The organism is Burkholderia sp. AU28863 (assembly GCF_002223195.1).
Classification (GTDB): Bacteria; Pseudomonadota; Gammaproteobacteria; order Burkholderiales; family Burkholderiaceae; genus Burkholderia; species Burkholderia sola.
In genome coordinates, this window is record NZ_NKFE01000008.1 from 101237 (window position 1) to 122837 (window position 21601).

At 65.9% G+C, this 21601-nt stretch carries 14 protein-coding genes; 13 read left to right on the forward strand and 1 reads right to left on the reverse strand.

Features of this window, described 5'->3' with window-relative positions; genetic code table 11:
• Positions 1–359 precede the first annotated feature (359 nt).
• From CFB81_RS30290 to CFB81_RS30310, 5 genes are all read left to right on the forward strand, one after another.
• The gene (locus CFB81_RS30290; RefSeq protein WP_089437620.1) at positions 360–1976 is read left to right on the forward strand and encodes a tryptophan halogenase family protein; all 1617 of its coding nucleotides are present in this window, start codon (positions 360–362) and stop codon (positions 1974–1976) included.
• A gap of 50 nt (positions 1977–2026) precedes the next feature.
• The gene (locus tag CFB81_RS30295) at positions 2027–3061 is read left to right on the forward strand and encodes a monodechloroaminopyrrolnitrin synthase PrnB family protein (RefSeq protein WP_218829353.1); all 1035 of its coding nucleotides are present in this window, start codon (positions 2027–2029) and stop codon (positions 3059–3061) included.
• Between the two features lie 54 nt (positions 3062–3115).
• Entirely contained in the window at positions 3116–4816 is a 1701-nt protein-coding gene (locus CFB81_RS30300) for an NAD(P)/FAD-dependent oxidoreductase (protein ID WP_089437622.1), read from the forward strand.
• Between the two features lie 24 nt (positions 4817–4840).
• Positions 4841–5926, forward strand: coding sequence for a Rieske 2Fe-2S domain-containing protein (locus CFB81_RS30305; protein WP_034175623.1), 1086 nt, complete (start codon positions 4841–4843; stop codon positions 5924–5926).
• A gap of 534 nt (positions 5927–6460) precedes the next feature.
• On the forward strand, positions 6461–6817 hold the full coding sequence (locus tag CFB81_RS30310) for a hypothetical protein (protein WP_034175538.1): 357 nt from the start codon (positions 6461–6463) through the stop codon (positions 6815–6817).
• 109 nt (positions 6818–6926) lie between these two features.
• Here CFB81_RS30310 and CFB81_RS36330 read toward each other — a convergent pair whose 3' ends face one another.
• Positions 6927–7193, reverse strand: a complete 267-nt coding sequence (locus CFB81_RS36330; RefSeq protein ID WP_179236125.1) for a hypothetical protein — start codon at positions 7191–7193, stop codon at positions 6927–6929.
• Positions 7194–7208: 15 nt separating this feature from the next.
• Between CFB81_RS36330 and CFB81_RS36730 the strand changes: the two genes are divergently transcribed.
• The 8 genes from CFB81_RS36730 (at position 7209) to CFB81_RS30345 (ending at position 21138) form a co-directional block, all read left to right on the forward strand.
• Positions 7209–9797 carry a sugar ABC transporter gene (locus CFB81_RS36730; protein ID WP_256976383.1) on the forward strand — a complete coding sequence of 863 codons (2589 nt, stop codon included), beginning with the start codon at positions 7209–7211 and terminating at the stop codon, positions 9795–9797.
• Positions 9787–13920, forward strand: a complete 4134-nt coding sequence (locus CFB81_RS30315; RefSeq protein WP_256976384.1) for a tetratricopeptide repeat protein — start codon at positions 9787–9789, stop codon at positions 13918–13920. The genes CFB81_RS36730 and CFB81_RS30315 overlap by 11 nt, the downstream gene beginning before the upstream one ends.
• Positions 13921–14001: 81 nt before the next feature.
• Complete coding sequence (locus CFB81_RS30320; protein WP_256976385.1) at positions 14002–14589, forward strand: penicillin-binding protein activator LpoB; 588 nt, start codon at positions 14002–14004, stop codon at positions 14587–14589.
• A gap of 34 nt (positions 14590–14623) precedes the next feature.
• Entirely contained in the window at positions 14624–16084 is a 1461-nt protein-coding gene (locus CFB81_RS30325) for a PelD GGDEF domain-containing protein (protein ID WP_373452663.1), read from the forward strand.
• A gap of 52 nt (positions 16085–16136) precedes the next feature.
• Complete coding sequence (locus CFB81_RS30330) at positions 16137–17171, forward strand: hypothetical protein (protein ID WP_089438131.1); 1035 nt, start codon at positions 16137–16139, stop codon at positions 17169–17171.
• On the forward strand, positions 17168–18814 hold the full coding sequence (gene pelF / locus CFB81_RS30335; RefSeq protein ID WP_089437624.1) for a GT4 family glycosyltransferase PelF: 1647 nt from the start codon (positions 17168–17170) through the stop codon (positions 18812–18814). The genes CFB81_RS30330 and pelF overlap by 4 nt, the downstream gene beginning before the upstream one ends.
• Positions 18814–20187, forward strand: coding sequence for an exopolysaccharide Pel transporter PelG (gene pelG, locus CFB81_RS30340; RefSeq protein WP_089437625.1), 1374 nt, complete (start codon positions 18814–18816; stop codon positions 20185–20187). The genes pelF and pelG overlap by 1 nt, the downstream gene beginning before the upstream one ends.
• Positions 20188–20361: 174 nt before the next feature.
• Complete coding sequence (locus CFB81_RS30345; RefSeq protein WP_089437626.1) at positions 20362–21138, forward strand: endo alpha-1,4 polygalactosaminidase; 777 nt, start codon at positions 20362–20364, stop codon at positions 21136–21138.
• The last annotated feature ends 463 nt before the right edge of the window (positions 21139–21601 follow it).

The window sequence follows — 21601 nt, forward strand, 5'->3', positions numbered from 1 at the left end:
ATTGATATGAAATTTTTCGAGGTGTGCCATCATGAACGCTGCTATGGTGTGTCGGACAGTCAAGTGCACGGTGCGACGATCCTGGAAGCAATCAGGTAGGCCGAATTTTAAAATGAATTAATAGCAGTCACCGTATCGGAAATTCAATTTGTCGAAGCGGAATCCGTTACGCGGTGTGCCGCCGCGTGCGATGGAGGTTTCGCGTTGTTGTCTGACTTCGCTGCGATTCGCTACGCCTTTTCGGTGTCATTTGTCGTGATGGACCGGGCGCGTCATCACGCGTTACCGGATGAGTTGCCGGTTCAATTCGACAAGGCGGCACTATCCATTCAGGTTTCAAATCCTATGGGAAGCGTGTCATGACTCACCCGATCAAGAATATCGTCATCGTGGGCGGCGGCACGGCGGGCTGGATGTCCGCCTCGTACCTCGTCCGGGCGCTCCAGCACCACGCGAACATCACGCTCGTCGAATCCGCGGCGATCCCCCGGATCGGCGTGGGCGAGGCGACCATCCCGAGTTTGCAGAAGGTGTTCTTCGACTTCCTCGGGATACCGGAGCGGGAGTGGATGCCCCAGGTGAACGGCGCGTTCAAATCCGCGATCAGGTTCGTGAACTGGCGGAAGTCTGCCGATGGTTCGCGCGGCGATCACTTTTACCATTTGTTCGGCAACGTGCCGAACTGCGACGGCGTGCCGCTGACCCACTACTGGCTGCGCAAGCGCGAACAGGGCTTCCAGCAGCCGATGGAATACGCGTGCTACCCGCAGACCGAGGCGCTCGACGGCAAGCTGGCGCCGTGCCTGGCCGACGGCACCCGCCAGATGTCGCATGCGTGGCACTTCGACGCGCACCTGGTGGCCGACTTCCTGAAGCGCTGGGCCACCGAACGCGGGGTGAAGCGCGCGGTCGACGAGGTCGAGCAGGTTCACCTGAACGATCGCGGCTACATCGCCAGCCTGTCCACCAAGGAAGGGCGCACGCTGGAAGCGGACCTGTTCATCGACTGCTCCGGCATGCGCGGGCTCCTGATCAACCAGGCGCTGAAGGAGCCCTTCATCGACATGTCCGATTACCTGCTGTGCGACAGCGCGGTCGCCAGCGCCGTGCCCGCCGACGACGCGCGCGACGGGATCGAGCCGTACACGTCGGCGATCGCGATGAACGCCGGGTGGACCTGGAAAATCCCGATGCTGGGCCGGTTCGGCAGCGGCTATGTGTTCTCGAGCAAGTTCACGTCGCGCGATCAGGCCACCGCCGACTTCCTCGACCTTTGGGGGCTCTCGGACAAGCAGCCGCTCAACCAGATCAAGTTCCGGGTCGGGCGCAACCGGCGCGCGTGGGTCAACAACTGCGTCGCGATCGGGCTGTCGTCGTGCTTTCTGGAGCCGCTGGAATCGACGGGCATCTACTTCATCTACGCAGCGCTTTACCAGCTCGTGAAGCACTTCCCCGATACGTCGTTCGACCCGCGGTTGGCCGACGCATTCAACGCCGAAATCGTCTACATGTTCGACGACTGCCGGGATTTCGTGCAGGCGCACTATTTCACCACGTCGCGCGACGACACCGCGTTCTGGCGCGCGAACCGGCACGACCTGCGGCTGTCGGACGCGATCAAGGAGAAGGTCGAACGCTACAAGGCGGGGCTGCCGCTGACCACCACGTCGTTCGACGATTCCACGTACTACGACACCTTCGACTACGAATTCAAGAACTTCTGGCTGAACGGAAACTACTACTGCATTTTTGCCGGCCTGGGGCTGCTGCCCGACCAGTCGCTGCCGCTCTTGCGGCACCGGCCGGAGTCGATCGACAAGGCCGAGGCGATGTTTGCCCGGATCCGGCGCGAGGCCGAGCGTCTGCGAGCGAGCCTGCCGACGAACTACGATTACCTGCGCTCGCTGCGCGAGGGCGATGCGGGGCTGTCCCGCAGCCAGCCCGGGCCGACGCTCGCGACGCCGGAGATCCTGTAGTGGACCGCGCCCCGGACCGGGTGCGCGCGATCGCGGCCACGCACGCTGCCGTGGCGGCCTGCGACCCGCTGCAGGCGCGCGCGCTCGTCCTGCGGCTGCCGGGCCTGAACCGTCGACGGGACGTGCCCGGCATCGTCGGGTTGCTGCGCGAGTTCCTCCCGGCGCGCGGCATGCCCTCGGGCTGGGGCTTCGTCGAAGCCGCCGCCGCGATGCGCGACATTGGGTTCTTCCTGGGATCGCTCAAGCGGCACGGACACGAGCCCGTGGACGCGGTGCCCGGGCTCGAACCGGTGCTGCTCGACCTGGCGCGCGCGACCGACCTGCCGCCGCGCGAGACGCTGCTGCACGTGACGGTCTGGAACCCCGCGGCGGCCGACGCGCAGCGCAGCTACACCGGGCTGCGCGACGAAGCGCACCTGCTCGAGAGCGTGCGCATCTCGATGGCGGCGCTCGAGGCGGCCATCGCGTTGACGGTCGAGCTGACCGACGTGCCGCTGCGCTCGCCCGCGTTCGCGCAAGGGTGCGACGCGCTGGCGGACTATCTGCAAAAAATGGTCGACTCGATCGTCTACGCGTATCGCTTCATCTCGGTGCAGGTCTTCTACGACGAGCTTCGTCCGTACTACGAACCGATTCGAGTCGACGGCCAGAACTACCTCGGCCCCGGTGCCGTGGAAATGCCCCTCTTCGTGCTGGAGCACGTGCTGTGGGGCGCGCAATCGGACCACCAGGGTTATCGGGAATTCAAGGAGACGTACCTGCCCTACGTGCTTCCCGCGTTCAGGGCGATCTACGCGCGATTCGCCGGGCGGCCGGCGCTCGTCGACCGCGTGCTCGGCGAAGCGCAAGCGGCCCGTGCGCGGGGCGAGCCGGTCGAGGCCGGGTTGGCGGCCCTCGACCGCGTATTCGAGGTCCTGCTGCGCTTTCGCGCGCCGCACGGCAAATTGGCCGAGCGTGCGTACGAAGTCGGGCGAAGCGGCCCCACGATCGGCAGCGGCGGGTACGCGCCCAGCATGCTCGGCGATCTGCTCACGCTCACGCGCGCGGCACGGTCACGCGTTCGCGCCGTGCTCGACGCGCGTTGACGGCGCGGCGCGGGCGGCGGCCATGTGTTCCATCTCACCAGGAGAGTTTGCCTCATGACTCAGCAGAGCCCCGCGAACGGGCGCGACAACAACCACTACGACGTGATCATCCTCGGCTCGGGCATGTCGGGCACCCAGATGGGGGCCATCCTGGCCAAGCAACGGTTTCGCGTGTTGATCATCGAGGAATCGTCGCACCCGCGCTTCACGATCGGTGAATCGTCGATCCCCGAGACGTCGCTGATGAACCGCATCATCGCCGATCGCTACGGCATTCCGGAGCTGGACCACATCACGTCGTTCTATGCGACGCAGCGTTACGTCGCATCGAGCACGGGCATCAAGCGCAACTTCGGCTTCGTGTTCCACAAGCCCGGCGAGGAACACGACCCGAAGGAATTCACGCAGTGCGTGATTCCCGAGCTGCCGTGGGGGCCGGAGAGCCACTATTACCGGCAGGACGTCGACGCGTACCTGTTGCAAGCCGCCATCAAGTACGGCTGCACGGTTCGCCAGAAGACGAGCGTGACCGAATACCACGCCGACAAGGACGGCGTCGCGGTGACCACCGCCCAGGGCGAACGCTTCACCGGCCGGTACATGATCGACTGCGGCGGCCCGCGTGCGCCGCTCGCGACCAAGTTCGGGCTGCGCGAAGAGCCGTGCCGCTTCAAGACGCACTCGCGCAGCCTCTACACGCACATGCTCGGGGTCAAGCCGTTCGACGACATCTTCAAGGTCAAGGGGCAGCGCTGGCGCTGGCACGAGGGGACCCTGCACCACATGTTCGAGGGCGGCTGGCTCTGGGTGATCCCGTTCAACAACCACCCGCGATCGACCAACAACCTGGTGAGCGTCGGCCTGCAGCTCGACCCGCGCGTCTACCCGAAAACGGACATCTCCGCGCAGCAGGAATTCGACGAATTCCTCGCGCGGTTCCCGAGCATCGCGGCGCAGTTCCGGGATGCCGTGCCGGTGCGCGACTGGGTCAAGACCGACCGTCTGCAGTTCTCGTCGAGCGCCTGCGTCGGCGACCGCTACTGCCTGATGCTGCACGCGAACGGGTTCATCGATCCGCTTTTCTCCCGCGGGCTCGAGAACACCGCGGTAACCATCCACGCACTCGCGGCACGCCTGATCAAGGCGCTGCGCGACGACGACTTCTCCCCCGAGCGCTTCGAGTACATCGAGCGCCTGCAGCAGAAGCTGCTGGACCACAACGACGACTTCGTCAGCTGCTGCTACACGGCGTTCTCGGACTTCCGCCTGTGGGACGCGTTCCACAGGCTGTGGGCGGTCGGCACGATCCTCGGGCAGTTCCGGCTCGTGCAAGCTCATGCGAGGTTCCGCGCGTCGCGCGACGAGCGCGCCCTCGATCATCTCGACGACGATCCCCCGTATCTCGGGTACCTGTGCGCGGACATGGAGGGGTACTACCAGTTGTTCAACGACGCCAAAGCCGAGGTCGAGGCCGTGAGCGCGGGGCTGAAGCCTGCCGGGGAGGCCGCGGCGCGGATTCACGCCCTCATCGACGAACGCGAATTCGCGAAGCCGATGTTCGGCTTCGGGTACTGCATCACCGGCGCCAAACCGCAGCTCAACAACTCGAAGTACAGCCTGCTGCCGGCGATGAAGCTGCTGCACTGGACGCAGACCAGCGCGCCGGCGGAGGTGAAACGGTACTTCGACTACAACCCGATGTTCGCGCTGCTCAGGGCGTACGTCACGACCCGCATCGGCCTGGCGCTGAAGTAGTCGACCGACCCCGGAACGAAAATGATAGACGACGTTCAATTGAATCAAGTGCGTGCCAGCGAACATCCGTCGGCGGCGTATGACGCGACCACGCGCGTGGCCGCGAGCTGGTACGTGGCGATGCGCTCGGACGACCTCAAGGACAAGCCGACCGCGTTGACGCTCTTCGGCCGCCCGTGCGTCGCGTGGCGCGGCACGACGGGCCGGGCCGTGGTGATGGACCGCCACTGCGCGCATCTTGGCGCGAACCTGGCCGACGGGCAGATCAAGGATGGGTGCATCCAGTGCCCGTTTCACCACTGGCGGTACGACGAGCACGGCCAGTGCGTGCATATTCCCGGCCACAGCGCGGCGGTGCACCGGCTGGAGCCTGTGCCGCGCGGGGCGCGCCAGCCGACGTGGGTCACCGTGGAGCGATACGGTTACGTGTGGGTCTGGTACGGCTCGCCGCAGCCGCTGCACCCGCTGCCCGAGATCGCCGCGGCCGACGTGGACAACGGCGACTTCATGCACCTGCACTTCGCGTTCGAGACGACGACGGCGGTCTTGCGGATCGTCGAGAACTTCTACGACGCGCAGCACGCGACGCCCGTCCACGCGCTGCCGGTCTCGGCCTTCGAGCTCAAGCTCTTCGACGATTGGCGCGCGTGGCCGGAGGTCGAATCGCTGGCGCGGGCGGGCGCGTGGTTCGGCGCCGGGATCGACTTCACCGTGAACCGGTACTTCGGGCCGCTCGGCATGCTGTCGCGCGCGCTGGGCCTGAACATGTCGCAGATGAACCTGCACTTCGACGGCTACCCCGGCGGGTGCGTGATGACCGTCGCGCTGGACGGAGACGTCAAGTACAAGCTGCTTCAGTGCGTGACGCCGGTGAGCGACGGCAAGAACGTCATGCACATGCTGATCTCGATCCGGAAGGTGGGCGGCGTCCTGCGCCGCGCGACCGACTACGTGCTGTTCGGGCTCCAGACCCGGCAGGCCGCGGGGTACGACGTCAAGATCTGGAACGGGATGAAGCCGGACGGCGGCGGCGCGTACAGCAAGTACGACAAGCTCGTGCTCAAGTACCGCGCGTTCTACCGGGGGTGGGTCGACCGCGTCGGCCGATAGCGGTGCCGCGGCGATGCCGAGGATTGCTGGCGACATCGATATGCCTGATACGCGATGACAAGATTGTCGGGTCGCGCCCGGCCGGCGATTGTATCGATCGAAGCGAAGCGGGCGTGCCTGCGCGTAGGCACGCCAACCGCATGCGCTGCGGCGTGGGTAAATCCCGGTTAAAGGCACGCTGTACGGCAATTGAATTCGATATTCAGAGCAATCGGTATCCACGGCAGTGCGACGGCGCAAACGTGTGCGGCCATGGTGCGCGTCGCGCCGTCGGCGGCGTATCGAAGCAGGCAAATGCCATACGCAGGTCATCTTGGATCGGGACAATTCGAAAACTCCGCCAGTGATCTCGATCTCGCTGAATGGCTCTGGTTGGATTGGGCGATGGCGTTATCCCGTCACGCGGCGAATTCCGTCGAAATGCCTTCGTCATCTTTACGATGTCGCATCAAAACATAAATTTATGTAAGAACATAAAATTCACCATTGGGCATGGTAATTTTAAAAAGAAGAACAAACGGGGAAATAATAAGTATGGCCAAGTCGGAAAAAGCATCCGGGTTGATGCTGGTCGCCGGTTCCATCGGCTCTTCCGCGGTCGATGGCGGCAATGCGCTGCGCGTGCAGCCATTTGCGGTGCGGGTCTTGTGTGTGTGGGTCATCACGTGCTGTTTTTTCGTCGTCTATCGAGGCGAGATGCTGCCCTCCGGGGCGAAGACCGAGAGCACGGATCGCCTCGAATATTGCGCGGACATACACGGCATGGGCGCACTTCAAGCCGCCCTCGTCCTGGCTGCCGACAGGGCCGCCGGTTTCAACGTCGCCACGCGCTTGGGATGGCGCGTATCGCTGATGCGGGCCGCAGCAGGCATGGGCGCCGGCAAACGATGAGTGCGCAAACGACCTCCCCTGCATCGTGGTTGCTGCATGCGCGTGCGCCGATCGGGCGCGACGGTCCCGTGCGCATGTGGGGACGTTTCCCGACTGTAGACACCATCCGTTAGATCTTACCTGTGCCGGGGCGGCGTGCGCCGGCATTGCTTGACGTCCGGAACGACACGAATTGAATCATCAACCCAGAGCGGGCATGGCTTCTGTGCTTGCTGTCCGCGGCAGCGTTGCCGCGACCCTGTGCATCGCGGCGCTTGCGTTCGCTTCGCTGCACGCCCTGGCGGCCGATACCCCGGAACATCCATCCCCGCCGGCCGCGCCACGTGCAAACGTCGCGTTTTTCGACGGTGCCCAGCCGCCCGAGGGCTTGCTGCAAGCGTTCGACGCCGTAGTGCTCGATCCCGCCCGGGGCTTCGATCCGGCGACGCACCCGCTCGCGCATACCGTTTGGGTCGCACGCGTACCGCACGGCGCGTCGGGCCCGGCACTCGGGCCGGCGGCGTTTGTCTCGCAGCGCATCGAGCCGTTGTGGGCGCGTGGTTATCGCGGCTTCCTGCTCGACACGCCGGAGGCGATCGCCTCGAGCGAGGCAATTCATGCGGCTTATCCAGACGCTCGTCTGATCGTCGGCGGCAACGATGCGCTGCGCGCGGCGCAACCGCATGCGAACGTGCTTTACGCGGTGCTCGGTCCGCCGCTGGTGCGCGGTTTCATGGACGGCGACGACATGCGTGCGGTACGCGACGTCGCCGCCGCAGACCGCACCGCGCGCGTCGACACGGCGCGGATTTTCATGCGTGAGACGCACGTGCCGGTGTTGTCGCTCGAGATCTGCGAGCGCACCGACCGGGCATGTGCCCGCGCGACGGCCGCCCAGGTCGTCGCGACCGGCGTGACGCCGTACGTGACGGACGCGGGCCGTGACGTCGTCGGCATCGGTGCGATCGAAGTGCTGCCGCGCAAGGTGCTGATCGTACAGAACCGCGACGCCGATACGCCAGTGGACGAAACGCGTGGCGTGCGCGACCTCGCGATGCCGCTCAATTATCTTGGCTACGACGTCGAATACGCGGATCTCGACGCACCGCTGCCGACCGATATCACACCGGACCGTTACGCGGGCGTCGTCGCCTGGATCGAAGGCGCGGAGCCCGCCGATCCTGCGAGATGGCGGCGCTGGATCGATGCGCGCATCGCGGATCACGTGCCGGTCGCGTTCATGGGACAGTTCGGCTTCGACGCCGCGCAGGAAGAGGGCGCGGCACTCGATCTGCAGCCGGTGCCCGGCCCGTTCAGGGCGCCGCTCAGCGTCGTGACGCGCGATCCGATGATGGACTTCGAGATCGATCCGAGGCCGGATGCGCGCGATCTCGTCGGGATGCGCGTCGGATCGCACAGCCGTGTGCTGTTGCGGCTTGCGGCGGCAGGCACGAACGTCGACGCGGCCGCGATCACGCCGTGGGGCGGCTATACGCTGAGTCCGTACACGGTCGTTTCGCTGAACGGCATCGGGCAGACGCGTTGGGCGATTCAGCCGATCTCGTTCGTGACCGACGCGTTGCGTCTCGTGCGGATGCCATCGCCGAGCGTCACGACCGAGAACGGCCGGCGCCTGTTCATGACGCACGTCGACGGCGACGGCTATGCGTCGCGCGCGGAATTCCCCGGTGCGGATTATTCGGGAGACGCGCTCTATCGACGTATCTTCGCGCGCTACAAGGTGCCGATGACGTTGTCGGTCATCGAAGGCGAAGTAGGGCCGACCGGCCTGTATCCGAAACTGTCGCCGCGCCTCGAGGCGCTCGCGCGGCAGATGTTCGCGCTGCCGTGGGTGCAGATCGGTTCGCATACCTATTCGCATCCGTTCCAGATGGCCGACCTCGATGCGACGACGGGCGCACGCGTCGACCACCGGAACAACGTCGAGCGCGGCAACGGCGGCGACACGGCGTTCTCGCTGGATATCCCGGGCTACACGTTCGACCTCGACCGCGAGATCGCCGGCTCGATCGCCTACATCGATTCGCGCCTCGCGCCGCCGGGCAAACGTACCGAAGTGCTGCAATGGCCGGGCGACTGCGAGCCGCCCGCGGTCGCCGTGCGCAAGGCCTATGCGGCCGGCGTCCAGAACATCAACGGCGGCGACACGATCATTCGCAAGTCGGTGAACAGCTGGACCCATATTGCGCCGCTCGGCGTCGACAAGGGGCCGGGCGCGTACCAGGTATACGCGCCGAACCAGGACGAAAACGTTTACACGAACGACTGGCAGGGCCCGTTTTATGGTTTCACGCAGGTACTCGAAACCTACGACATGACGGAGCATCCGCATCGCTTCAAACCGATCGACGTGTACTACCACATGTACAGCGGCACGAAGCTCGCGTCGCTGCGCGCGCTGGACCAGATCTACTCGACCGTGCTGAAGCAGCCCGTGCTGCCTGTCTACATCACCGATTACACGCACAAGGTGCTGGACTGGCGCGGTTTCGCGGTCGCGCGCGAAATGGCCGGCGGCGCATGGGTCGTGCGCGGCAACGGCGACGTGCGCGAATTGCACTGGCCGCGCAACGACGTGCCCGACCTGCGTGCGTCGCAGGGCGTGACCGGTTATGCGCCCGGCCCGGACGGCCTCTATATCCATATTGCCGACGGCGCCGCACGTGTCGTGTTCGAGCGCGACACGGAGAACGGATTGCGCGGCGGAGTTCAATCGCATGGCCCGGGCAGGACACCGTACATCGCGCAAGCGAACGGATTCGTCCGGAACTTCCATCGAACCGCCGACGGGATGTCGTTCGAGTTCGGCGGCTACTACCAGCCGTTCGTCGAGCTCGCCGACGCGCAGCGGTGCCGTGTGCGCATCGCGGGCCGACCGATCGACGCTCGGCGCGACGGAACGGTGCTTCGTTTCGAAACGGCGGCCGACGTCCGTCAGCCGATGCGCTACCAGCCGGTCGAGATCGCGTGTGACCGGTAATCGCCCGCGTATCGCGCCGCCATGGCTCGTGCTGGTGCTGGCAGGCGTCGTGCTGCTGGCTGGCTATGCGGCTGCACCACATGACGGGTTGCGTGAGCGGATGGCCGCGGTTGGCGGCCCGAGCGATCTGAGCGCGGCGTATCTCGAAGCATGGGTGAAAGTGCGGCCGCGCGACGAAGTGCTACTGGCGATGCTCGGTGAGCAATATGTGTCGCTGGGCCGGCTCGCGGATGCGGGGCGGGTCGTTCAACGAATGGACGAGGCGGCTTCCCCGCCACTGCGGCAGGCCGCGATGAAGCTGCGGCTCGCGATCGCGCAGCAACGCACGAACGAGATGCAGGCCGACGATCCGCGCCGTTCCGCTGCGCTTGCCGCGCTGCGTCTGCAGCTCTCCGACGCAGCCGCGCTCGACTGGTCCGATCGCGATCTCGAATGGTTCGCGCAATCCGCGGCATCGGTCGGTGCCCCCGCGCTCGCGCTGCGTTTCTATGTGCGCCTCGCGCGGCGCGACACCGCACATCGCGATACGTGGGACGAATACGTGTCGCGCTACGCGCTGCAGATCGGCGACTACAAGGAGGCGGCCGACAGCTGGTTCCGGCGTCAGCAGAACGCGACGACGCTCGACGCGCGGCGACGCTGCTTCATCGCGGGCATTCGTGTGCTGCAGGCCGGCAATCTGACCGCCGATGCAATCGCGGTTGCGCAGCGCCAGAACGACGCGTTCATCGACGATCAGCCGACGCTCGTTGCGTTGCTCGATCTCGCACGGGCAGCGCAGCGGCCGGACCTGATCGAGCGGTATGCGAAGGCGTTGGCGCGGCGCGCAGGAATCGGCGGGATTGCCTATCGGAGCAGGCGCGCGGGCCGCGTGCTCGCCATGCCGGCGGTTCACTGGTCGGGTTCGACGCCGCAGACGTACGCGTATCTGGACGGTCCGATGGTATGGGGCCGCGCACGTCGCGGTAGCGTCGCGCTGCAGCTCCGGGCAGGCCAGGGCGGCCACGGCCTGTTCATCGATGCGGCGCAAGCGCAAGTCACCGCACGGACGCAACCGCGGGTGCATATCGTGAAGGTCGCGCTGCGACGACGCGACGCAATGATGCGCCTCGCCGTCGCGACGCAGGTATCGAAGCATGCGGCAGCTGTGCAACTTCCGTCGCCGCCGGCTGCCGATGGGGCGGACATTGCCGATCTCCTCTATCAGTCGTTCCTGGAGTCCGCCGATCCCGCCAATGCGCAGAAGGTCGCGCTCGCGCAGCTCGCCAAGGAATCGCATTCGGCGCTGTGGCGCAAGCGCCTGGCGCAGGTGGCCGAATGGAACGGGTCGTCGCAGCTCGCGCTGAAATCCTGGCTCGACTATGCGCGACAAACCGGCGACCCCGTCGGCTGGCGGAACGTTCGGCGCATCGCCCCGATGCTGGACGACGACGACGCCTACCTGGCCGCTTTGCTGCAGGCGGCACGGGCGACGCCCGACGATCTCAAGCTCGTCGATTCCATCACGGCAACGTATGAGCGCCTCGGGCGGCCGGACGACGCGATAGCGTTCCTCGACCGTCTACCGCACGGCCGTGAAGCGAACGCGCTCGACGAACGCGCCGGTGCGCTCGCGGAACGCGCCGGCCACGACGACGAGGCGCTCGTGATTTACCGTCGGCTGCAACGGCGCGAGCCGCGCAATCCGCGCTACGCGCTGCACACCGCCAATGTTCTGTATCGCGACGGAGACTACGCGGGCGCACTCGATGCAATGACGAACGCGAGCCGTTACGCGCAGGACGGCGAAGTGGCGTTCTGGCGCAACTACGGCGAACTGGCGCGCCTGCTGCAACGCGACGACGCGGCGCACGACGCGTATCGTCACCTGCTGGCGAGCGATGCGGCGACACCCGACGATCTGGCCGACATGTCGTACTTCTACGATGCGTACCCGATCGACGCCGGCCGCATCTCGGCGCTCCGCTACCGGCGCGACCATACCGTGCGCGCGCTGCAGCAGGCGGTCTACTACTACACCGCGGCCGGCGCGATGGAGCGCATCGACGCGCTGCTTGCGAGCCTCACGCCGCAGGAGCGCGAGGCAGCCGAGGCGTCGCCGGGTTTTCTCGGCGTCCGCGCCGAGTACGAGCGGCAAGCCGGCCGTCCGCTCGATGCGTTGCGCGATCTGCGGCATGCGGTCGATCTGCCGGGCGCATCGGCGGATCTGAATGCGGCGCTATTGTGGACGCTGGTCGATTACGGCACGGATGCCGAGTTGCGCGCGGCGCTCAACCGCTGGCGCAACAAGGCTTGGACTGACGCGCCGCTGTGGGGGCCGTATGCCGCGGCCGAACTCCGCCTGAACCGGCCCGTCGATGCGCTCGAATATCTGCGCCGTCAGGCCGTGATGATGTCGCACGATCCGCTGTGGCTGCTCACGTACGCCGATGCGCAGGAAATGGCGGGGCGTCCGGATCTCGCGTGGTCGATTCGTCGCAAGGTGTGGCTGCAGATCGGCGCATTTGGCCGGACGCAGGCGCGGCAGACGCCGCAGGAACGGGATGCACCGTCCTCGCTGCCGCGACGGACGACGCAGGAGCCGCAAGACGCGCAACACGTGCAACGCGGTGTTCCGGCGCGTACATCGCAGGACATCGAGACGCGCCTGGAACTGCGCAGCCGCGGCGTCGATCTGGCCGCGCAATATTCGAGCGCCGACCACGCGGTCGCGCTGCTCGACGCACTGCTGAAGGACGGCTCGGCGACTGCCGATTTCGTCAGCGAGCGCCGTACCTTGCTCGGCGACGCACGCGGTCTTTCGCCGCTCGAGTCGTCGGCACGGGGTAGTACGAAATCGATGCACGACATGCTGGAAAAAGATCGCCGTGCGTACGCGGCAGTCGCGCAGGAGGTGGCGATTACGTGGGCGCTGTCGCACGAGGCGAATCCGCTTGCGAAGCGGTGGCTCGCGTTGCAGGCGGCAAACCTGTTCGCGCAGCCGGCGTCCGCGCAATTGACCGTCGCGCTTGCCGACGGCGACATCGGAACGATGGAGCGTCTGCTCGATCAGGGCGTGCGCTTGCCGCGCTACGACCGGATCGATGCGGCCGTAGCTGTCGATCGTCCGGGGCAAGCACAAGCGCTCGCGTTCGACGGCCTCGATGGCGCGCCCGACGACAGCGAAATGCATCGGCGTCTCGTCGAAACCGCGCTCGCGTGGCCGCAGTCGCTCGACGCGAGCATGACGACCTACGCCGAACGTCCGCTCGATTACAGCGAGCAGACAATCGCGGCAAGCCGCAAGATCGCCGGGCATTACCTGATCGGCATGACCGCCACGCTGGACCTCCAGCGATCGACGGACGCGTCGCAACTGGTCAACGTGCCGTCGGCGGACCGCTCGCTGATCTTCCATGCCAGGTGGCAGACGCGCGACGATGCGTTCACGATGAGGGCGGGCCGCCGTGAAGGACTCGACGCCTTCTATACGATCGGACTGGGCGTGGAATTCGGACGCAACGGACCGCTGCAGTTCGGCATGCGTGCGGGCCGCGATCAGGTCGCCGACGAGCTGCCGACGTTGCGCATCGGCGGGATGAAGGACAACCTGATCGCCGATGGAAGCTGGCAGGCGAACGAACGCGTGACGGTGTCCGGCAGTGTCGAGATGGACCGCTTCTACAGCCAGGCGCGCACCTATCTCGGGAGCGGCGTGCTGTCGACCGCGCAGGTGAGCTACCGAATTCGCACGGCGTACCCGGACTATACGATCCGCGTCGTCGGCACGCACGGCGATTATGGTGCGGGGGGGCGGGCGGACGCGCTGATTTCGTCGCTTCTGCCTGCCGCGAGCCGGTCGGCCTCCGCAGGAAATTTCATGCCGGCCACGTACACGCAATACGGATTGTTCGCGGGGTTCGGGACCGATCTGCGCGAACGGTACACGCATCGGTGGCGGCCGTTTCTCGAGGTCGGTGTCGTGCACGATTCGATCCAGGGCGGCGGAGCGGCCATCGATGCCGGCATGGCGGGTTCGGTGTTCGGCGGGGATCATGCCGCATTGTTCATCCAGCACCAGCGTGTCTCACGCCTCGGTACGCCTGTGACGGTGGTCGGTGCGCAATACCGCTGGTTTTATTGATTCCGGTTTCCATCGTTGTGCGGCGCGAACGGAACGACGCACACGATGATGCATACAACGAAGTGAGTAGGGAGTGGTTCGATGAACGAGATGAACGAAGCGGCTGTACGGTCCGGATGGTTGCGCTGCGCGGAGGCGGCCCGGCTCGTCCGCTGGGGCGCGGTGATCGCGACGTCGGTGGCGGTGCTCGCGGGCTGCGGCTCGATGCGACAGACCGCGGCGCCGACGCTCGCGGCCACCGATGCGGTGGCGATCGCACCGATTGCGAACTTCACCGAAACGCCCGCAGCGGGCGGGAGCGCCGCGGCGCTCGCGGCGGCCATATTGCGCGCGAACGGGCTGGCCGACGTGCGTCTCGCGCCGGTCGACGGAGACGGCAACGCGATGTTCGACACCGCGCAGCGCGACACGGGCGAGCGTCGGCTCGCGTGGGCGCGCGAGCATCACGTGAAGTACGTGCTGGCCGGTGCCGTCGAGGAGTGGCGCTACAAGGCGGGCGTCGACGGCGAGCCGGTCGCGGCCCTGACCTTCGAACTCGTCGACGTCGAGTCGGGCCGGGTCGTCTGGAGCGCGGCGGGTACGCGCAGCGGCTGGAGCCGTTCGAGCCTGTCGAGCGTCGCGAATGCACTGGTCGGCCGCCTGCTCGCGCCGCTGCGGCCGCGCTCGTGATGCGCGCTCGACACGACTGGACCGGGAGACGACCATGAGCGCCGCGAACGCTACCGGCAACCCTCACGGCGGGAGCGGCCCTGCACCGACGTCGCCTCGATCGCGTCAGGCGAATCCGTTCGGGCACCTGAGTACGGTACGCCGTCTCGTCGCGCCTGCCGCTGCACGGCCGATTTCGGTCGTGGAAACGATCGCGTTCATGCTGATCGTGCTCGCGCTTGCGTGGCACTTCGACCGGAACGATCCGCTGCTGCTGCATGCGGACTTTCCGTGGCTGTGGTTCGGCCCGCTCATCGTCGCGCTGCGTTACGGGACGCTGCTCGGGTTGCTTGCGAACGCGTTGATGATCGGCGCATGGCAATGCGTCGCCCACCTGCATCCTGCCGCCGCCGGCGAAGCGTGGCCGCTGCAGCGCTTCGCCGGCGGGTTGCTGCAGACGATCGTCGTCGGCCATTTCGGCGACACGTGGGGCGCTCGCGCAACTCGGGCGAACGCGCTCAACGACTATCTGAACGACCGGCTCGTCGCGATCACGAAGAGCCACTACCTGATGCGTCTGTCGCACGAGCGGCTGGAAAAGGATCTGCTGTCGAAGCCGACCACGCTACGGGATTCGATCACCGAACTGCGCCGTCTGTCGCTCGCGCACGGATTCGATGCGCCGCCGCAGGGCGTGGCGAGCACGGTACGGCTACCCGGTGCGCACGCGCTGCTCGAATTCGTCGCGCAGGCGTGTCAGATCGAGATGGCGGCGCTGTATCCGGTCGAAGGCGCGACGAACTCGCCCGCAATCGTGTGCGAACCGGTTGCGCGGCTCGGCGATGCATTCGATTTCGATCCGCGCGACGGCCTCGTGGCCCGCGCGCTCGAGACGAAATGCATCGCCCATCCGAAAAGCAGCGGCGACGTCGCGCCGAATACGGCGCTGCTGGTCGCCGCGCCGGTCGTGTGCGCCGACGGCCGCCTGATCGCGTTGCTCGCGATCAAGCGCATGCCGTTTCTGTCGCTGAACTTCGACAATCTGCAACTGCTGCTGGTGCTGCTCGGCTATTACGCCGACGGCGTCGAGCATGCGGCGTGCGTGCGCGACGTGGTGGCGGCAGTACCGGCGTGCCCGTACGAATTCGCGCTCGACGTCGCGCGTCTGACGCGCCTGCAGCGCGAGTCGGGGATCGCGTCGTCGGCGGTCGCGCTCGTGTTCCAGCACGACGAGGCGGACGATTCGCTGTTCGAGCACGTGATGCGCGGGCGCCGTTCGCTCGATCTCATCTGGCCGTTGAAGACGCCGACGCAATCGGTGCTCGTGAACCTGATGCCGGCGACCGATACGGCCGGCGTCGACGGCTATCTCGCACGCGTCGAGGCGAGCCTCGATGCGCAGTTCGGTCTCGATCTCGAAGGCGCGCGCATCGGCGTGCATACGTTGCATCTGGGCAGCCTCGAACCGGGGCCGGCATTGCAACGCCTGCTGAAGGGAAGCGGCATCCATGTATAGGCTGCGATCCGGTTCGTGGGCCCCCAGCGCGTTACGGGTGCCCCCGGCGTCGATGCTGGCCGCACTCGCGTCGTCCGTCGGCATTGCGATCGTCGCGGCGCTGCAGTATGCCGTGCTCGCGCGGTTCGGCGGGCTCGCCCAGGCCGGGGCGGCGATACCCGTTTCCGCACCGCCGGTCGCCCCCCTGTGGCCCGTGTTCGGCGCGATGGTGGTGGGCGGCGCGGCGCAGGCGGTGCTGTACCGGCAGTTGCTGCCGCAACGTTACCGAACCCCACGCAACGGGACGCTCGCGGCGCTCTGGCTCGCCTGTACGTTCGTGCCTGTCGGCGGCGGCCTCGTCGTGCTGGCCAGCTGTGCGTGGGCGGCTTGCTGGCCCGCGAAGCAGGGCGACGACGCATACGCCGACGTGCCTTTGCCCGAGTTCGTCACCTATCTCGTGTCGCGCGTCTCGCACGGCGGCGGCGCGCGTCTGCAGGCGCGTCTCGTGAATACCCGGGTGGCCGCGTCGGATCGTCTCTCCGCGCTCGTTGCGATCCAGAACATGCCGACGCGCACGACCGGCACGCTGCTGCGCGATCTGCTCGCCGATCCTCTCGAAGACGTGCGGCTCATCGCATACGGCACGCTCGACCGCGCCGAGAACGAGATCGCGCAGAACATCTTCCACGCGCAGCAGACGCTCGACGCCGCCCACGACGACGCAACGCGCCAGGCGACCCACCGCCGGCTTGCCGAGTTGTACTTCGAGCTGGTCTATCAAAATCTCGTGCTCGGTGCGGTGCACGGGCACACGCGCGAACAGGCCGACCGCCACGCGCAGGCCGCGCTCGCGATCGATGAAGGCGACGCGGCGATGTGGCTCGTTCGCGGCCGCCTCGCACTCGCGACCGGCGACGCGGACGCGGCCATGCAATACATGAGCCGTGCGCTCGAATGGGGCTTTCCGCGCGAGCGTCTCGTGCCGTGGCTGGCCGAGGCCGCATTCCTGCGCGGCGAGTATTCGCGCACGGCCGAGCTGCTCGCGTCGCTCGGCAACGCCGCCGCGCTGCCCGTTCTCAATCCCGTCGTAAGTTACTGGTCGTCATGAAACCGTCCATTCACCACCGTGCCGGTCCGTCGACCGCGATCGACGTCTGCCTGCTGCTCGAAGGCACGTTCCCGTATGTGCGAGGCGGCGTATCGAGCTGGGTCAACGAGATGATTCGTGCATACCCGCTCAAGCACTTCGCGATCGTGTTCATCGGCAGCCGGGAAGACGACTATCATGGCGCCGCGTACGCATTGCCCGACAACGTCGTCCACTTCGAGTCCCATTATCTGTATGGCGACGTACCTGCCGATGCGGGCAGCGCACGGGAGATTCCCGGCAACCCCGAAGCGTTCAAGCGTTCGGCTGCGCTGCACGATGCGTGGCGCGGGCAGGACACGGACGGTGCCGCGGCGAACCCGGCTGCGCTGATGGCCGATCTCGTCCAACTGATCGACGACGACGGACCGCTGAACGAGCGGCAGTTTTCCACCAGCCGCGCGGCGTGGGACTTCATCGTCGAGCGTTATCATCGCTATTGCACCGACCCTTCCTTCACCGACTACTTCTGGACGGTGCGGATCATGCACAAGCCGCTGTGGCAGCTTGCGCGGATCGCACGCGGACTGCCGCCGGCGCGCGTCTATCACACCGTATCGACGGGTTATGCGGGCTTTCTCGGTGCGCTGTTGCATTACCGCACGGGCCGGCCGCTGCTCGTTTCCGAGCACGGTATCTATACCAAGGAACGCAAGATCGATCTGCTGCAAAGCGAGTGGATCCGCGACAACCGGGGCGCGTTCGAGCGGGACGTATCGACGATCAGCTATTTCCGCGCGCTGTGGGTGCGTTTCTTCGAAGCACTCGGCAAGCTCGCCTACGACGCGGCCGACGAGATCGTCGCGCTCTACGAGGCCAATCGGCACCGTCAGATTGCCGACGGCGCCGATGCCACCCGGACGCGCAACATTCCGAACGGCGTCGACGTGGACGGCTTCGCGCCGCTGCTGGACAAGCGGGACGGCGGCCCGCGCCGCGTCGTCGCGCTGATCGGCCGTGTGGTGCCGATCAAGGACATCAAGACATTCGTCCGCGCGATGTTCATCGCATCGCGGACGATGCCGGAAATCGAAGGCTGGATCGTCGGGCCGGAAGAGGAGGATCCAGCCTATGCGCTGGAATGCCGGGCGCTCGCGCAGAGCCTCGGGCTCGCGACAACGGTGCGCTTTCTCGGCTTCCAGCGGATTCACGACATTTTGCCGAAAGTCGACGTGATCGCGCTGACGTCGATCAGCGAGGCGCTTCCGCTCGTCGTGCTCGAAGGCTTCGCGGCCGGCGTGCCGTCGATTACCACCGATGTCGGGTCTTGCCGGCAACTGATCGAAGGGCTCGAAGAGGACGACCGCGCGTTCGGGGCCGCCGGCGCGGTCGTGCCGATCGCGAATCCTGCCGCGTTCGCGCAGGCGGCGCTCGACCTGCTCGGCGACGCGCAGCGCTGGCAGGCCGCACAGCAAGCCGGTCTCTCCCGTGTCCGGCGCTTCTACACGCGTGCACAGATGATCGACCGGTATCGGGCGTTGTACGATGCGCTCGCGATCGCTCCCGACCGGATGCGTCGCGGGCAGCCGTTCGAAGCCGGCTGCCCGGTGCACCGTGCACGGGCGGGCGTGGCTGCATCCGGCTCGAGCAAGGAGGGCCGCTGATGGCCGGCATTGGCTTCGAATTGCGCAAGATCCTGCGGCAACAAACCCTCTTCGGCGTCGCGCGCGCATACGCGTATGCGGGGCTGATCAGCTCCGGGCCGCTGATTCTTTCTATATTTGGGATCCTGATCATTGGCGTGATGAGCGTCGCGTTCGTGATACCAAAATATGCGATCGTCCAGTTTCAAGTGTCGGTGACTTACCTGATCGCGTGCAGTCTGATTCTGACCGGGCCGCTGCAATTGTCGTTCACGCGCTTCATCTCCGACCGGGTGTTCGAAAAGCGCGACGATCTCGTGCTGTCGAACTATAACGGCGTGGCGCTCATTGCCACGGCGGCATCGGGATGCGTCGGCTTCATCGCGGTGGCGGCGGGATTTCGCGGTGAGCCGCTGCTGTATCGGCTGCTGATGGTCGTGGGATTCGTCATCGTCAGCAACATCTGGATCGCGGTGATCTTTTTGTCCAGCGTGAAACAGTACCGGCAGATTCTTGCGGTGTTCCTGGTCGGCTATGGCTGCACGGTCGCGTTCGCGCTGATGCTGAACCGGCAGGGCATCTGCGGCCTGCTCGGCGGTTTCGTCGCCGGGCATCTCGTCTTGTTTTCCGGGCTTTCGGGGTTGATCTACCGAAACTACCGCAGCGATCGCTTCGTGTCGTTCGACTTGCTCGACCGGCGCTTCGCGTATCCGACGCTCGCGCTCGTCGGACTGCTGTTCAATCTCGGCGTATGGCTCGACAAATTCATGTTCTGGTATGCGCCGGGCACGGGGGCGCAGGTGATCGGCCCGTTGCATGCATCGGTGATCTACGACATTCCCGTGTTCATCGCGTACGTTTGCGTGATGCCCGGGATGGCGACGTTCCTGGTACGCATCGAGGCGGATTTTGTCGAGTATTACGATGCGTTCTACGAAGCCGTGCGCAGTGGAGCAACGCTGCGGCACATCAACGACATGCGCGACATGATGGTCGGCAGCGTGCGCACCGGGCTGTATGAAATCATCAAGGTGCAGGCCGCCGTGCTGGTGCTGATCGTCGCATTCGGTCACTGGCTGCTGGTGGCCCTGAATATTTCGACACTGTACCTTCCGCTTCTGCTCGTCGACGTGATCGCCGCGAGTCTGCAGGTGCTGCTGTTGGGTTTGCTGAACGTATTCTTCTATCTCGACGCGCGTCGGCTGGTCGTGGCGCTGTCGGCGGCTTTCGTCGTGCTCAACGGCGTGCTGACCGGCATTACGCTATGGATGACGCCGGATGCATACGGCTACGGCTTCGCGCTTGCGCTGCTCATTCTCGATGTCGCGGCGGTGCTGTTGCTCGACCGCAAGTTCGGCCGCCTCGAATACGAAACCTATATGTTGCGTCATTGAGGAGATATGTTTTCATTCCGAATCCGTCGGTCGCGCAGGCGGCCGACGTTGGCAGCGGCATCGTCCGTGGCTGCCATCGCAGTCGTCATCTTGGGCGCGCTGTGCGGGCGGCCAGGACATGCGCAGCCCGCACCGCCCGTATCGTCGGCTGACGCGTGCGATCCGGCCGATGCGATGCGTCCGCATTCCGTCGCGTTCTTCTACGGCAACGACGTGCCGGTTCGTCAGCTGGCGAAGTTCGATGTCGTTGTCGTCGAACCCGACAGCGGCTTCGATCCACGCGCGCAAGACGTGCGATGCCCTGCATGGTTCGCCTATGTGAGCGTCGGCGAAGTCACACCAGAGCGCGACTATGCGCGCAGGATCCCGAAACAGTGGTTGTTCGGGCGTAATACGACCTGGGCGTCGGCGGTCGTCGATCAGTCGGCACGGGGGTGGCCGTCGTTTTTCGTCGAACAGGTGATCGCGCCGCTGTGGGCGCGTGGTTACCGCGGCTTCTTTTTCGATACGCTGGATTCGTACCAGCTCGTCGCGAAGACGGAAGCGGCGCGCGCGAAGCAGGCGGCTGGCCTTGTCGCGGTGATCCGCGCGGTGAAGTCGCGCTACCCGAGCGCGCAACTGATCCTGAACCGCGGCTTCGAGATCTTGCCGAGGGTGCACGACGCGATCGCCGCGGTTGCATTCGAATCGCTGTTCGGCAGCTGGGATCAGCGCAACCGGCATTACGGCGCCGTCCCTGCAGCGGATCGCGACTGGCTGCTCGCGCAAGCAAAGGCAATTGAAGAGCGCTACGCGCTACCGGTGATCTCGATCGACTATTGCGCGCCGGACGATGCGGCGTGCCGCAGCACGATCGCCGCGAAGATTCGCGCGACGGGTCTCATTCCGTACGTGACGGATGGTGCATTGCGCACCGTCGGCACGGGCCCCGATGCGGCGGCATCACGGTAATGCCGCGAGAAGAGGTTGGGCGGAGGTTGACGCATTCGGCGTCCTGCTGGACTGTTTTGTCGATCTGTGTCGAGAGCGCATCCCGCTGCGAGCGCCGGTATTGAACGCCCCTGGGCCGACATCGACGGTGCAATACACGCAATCGGTATGCCGTCTGGTCCGCTCGTTCCAGCGAGGGTTTGCGGGCAGTGCTGCAATCCGTGTGTCAACGGTTCGTGACAGCGGTGTATGGGGGCCATGAGCATTGCAGCGGTTCCATTCACGGGAGAAATTCTCCGGATCCTGGATTTGTCAGAGGATTCCGGCGTGTTTCTCACACCCGGCGCAATGTTTTTTGCGGCAACCGATAAAAAGATAATACGCCCGCGATCGTTTGCGAGGACGGATAGTCACCTGATGCGGCTGCGTGCCAGGGAAAGCCAACCGATATAGCCGGCCATCTTGAGCAATGTCTCTTCGGGCG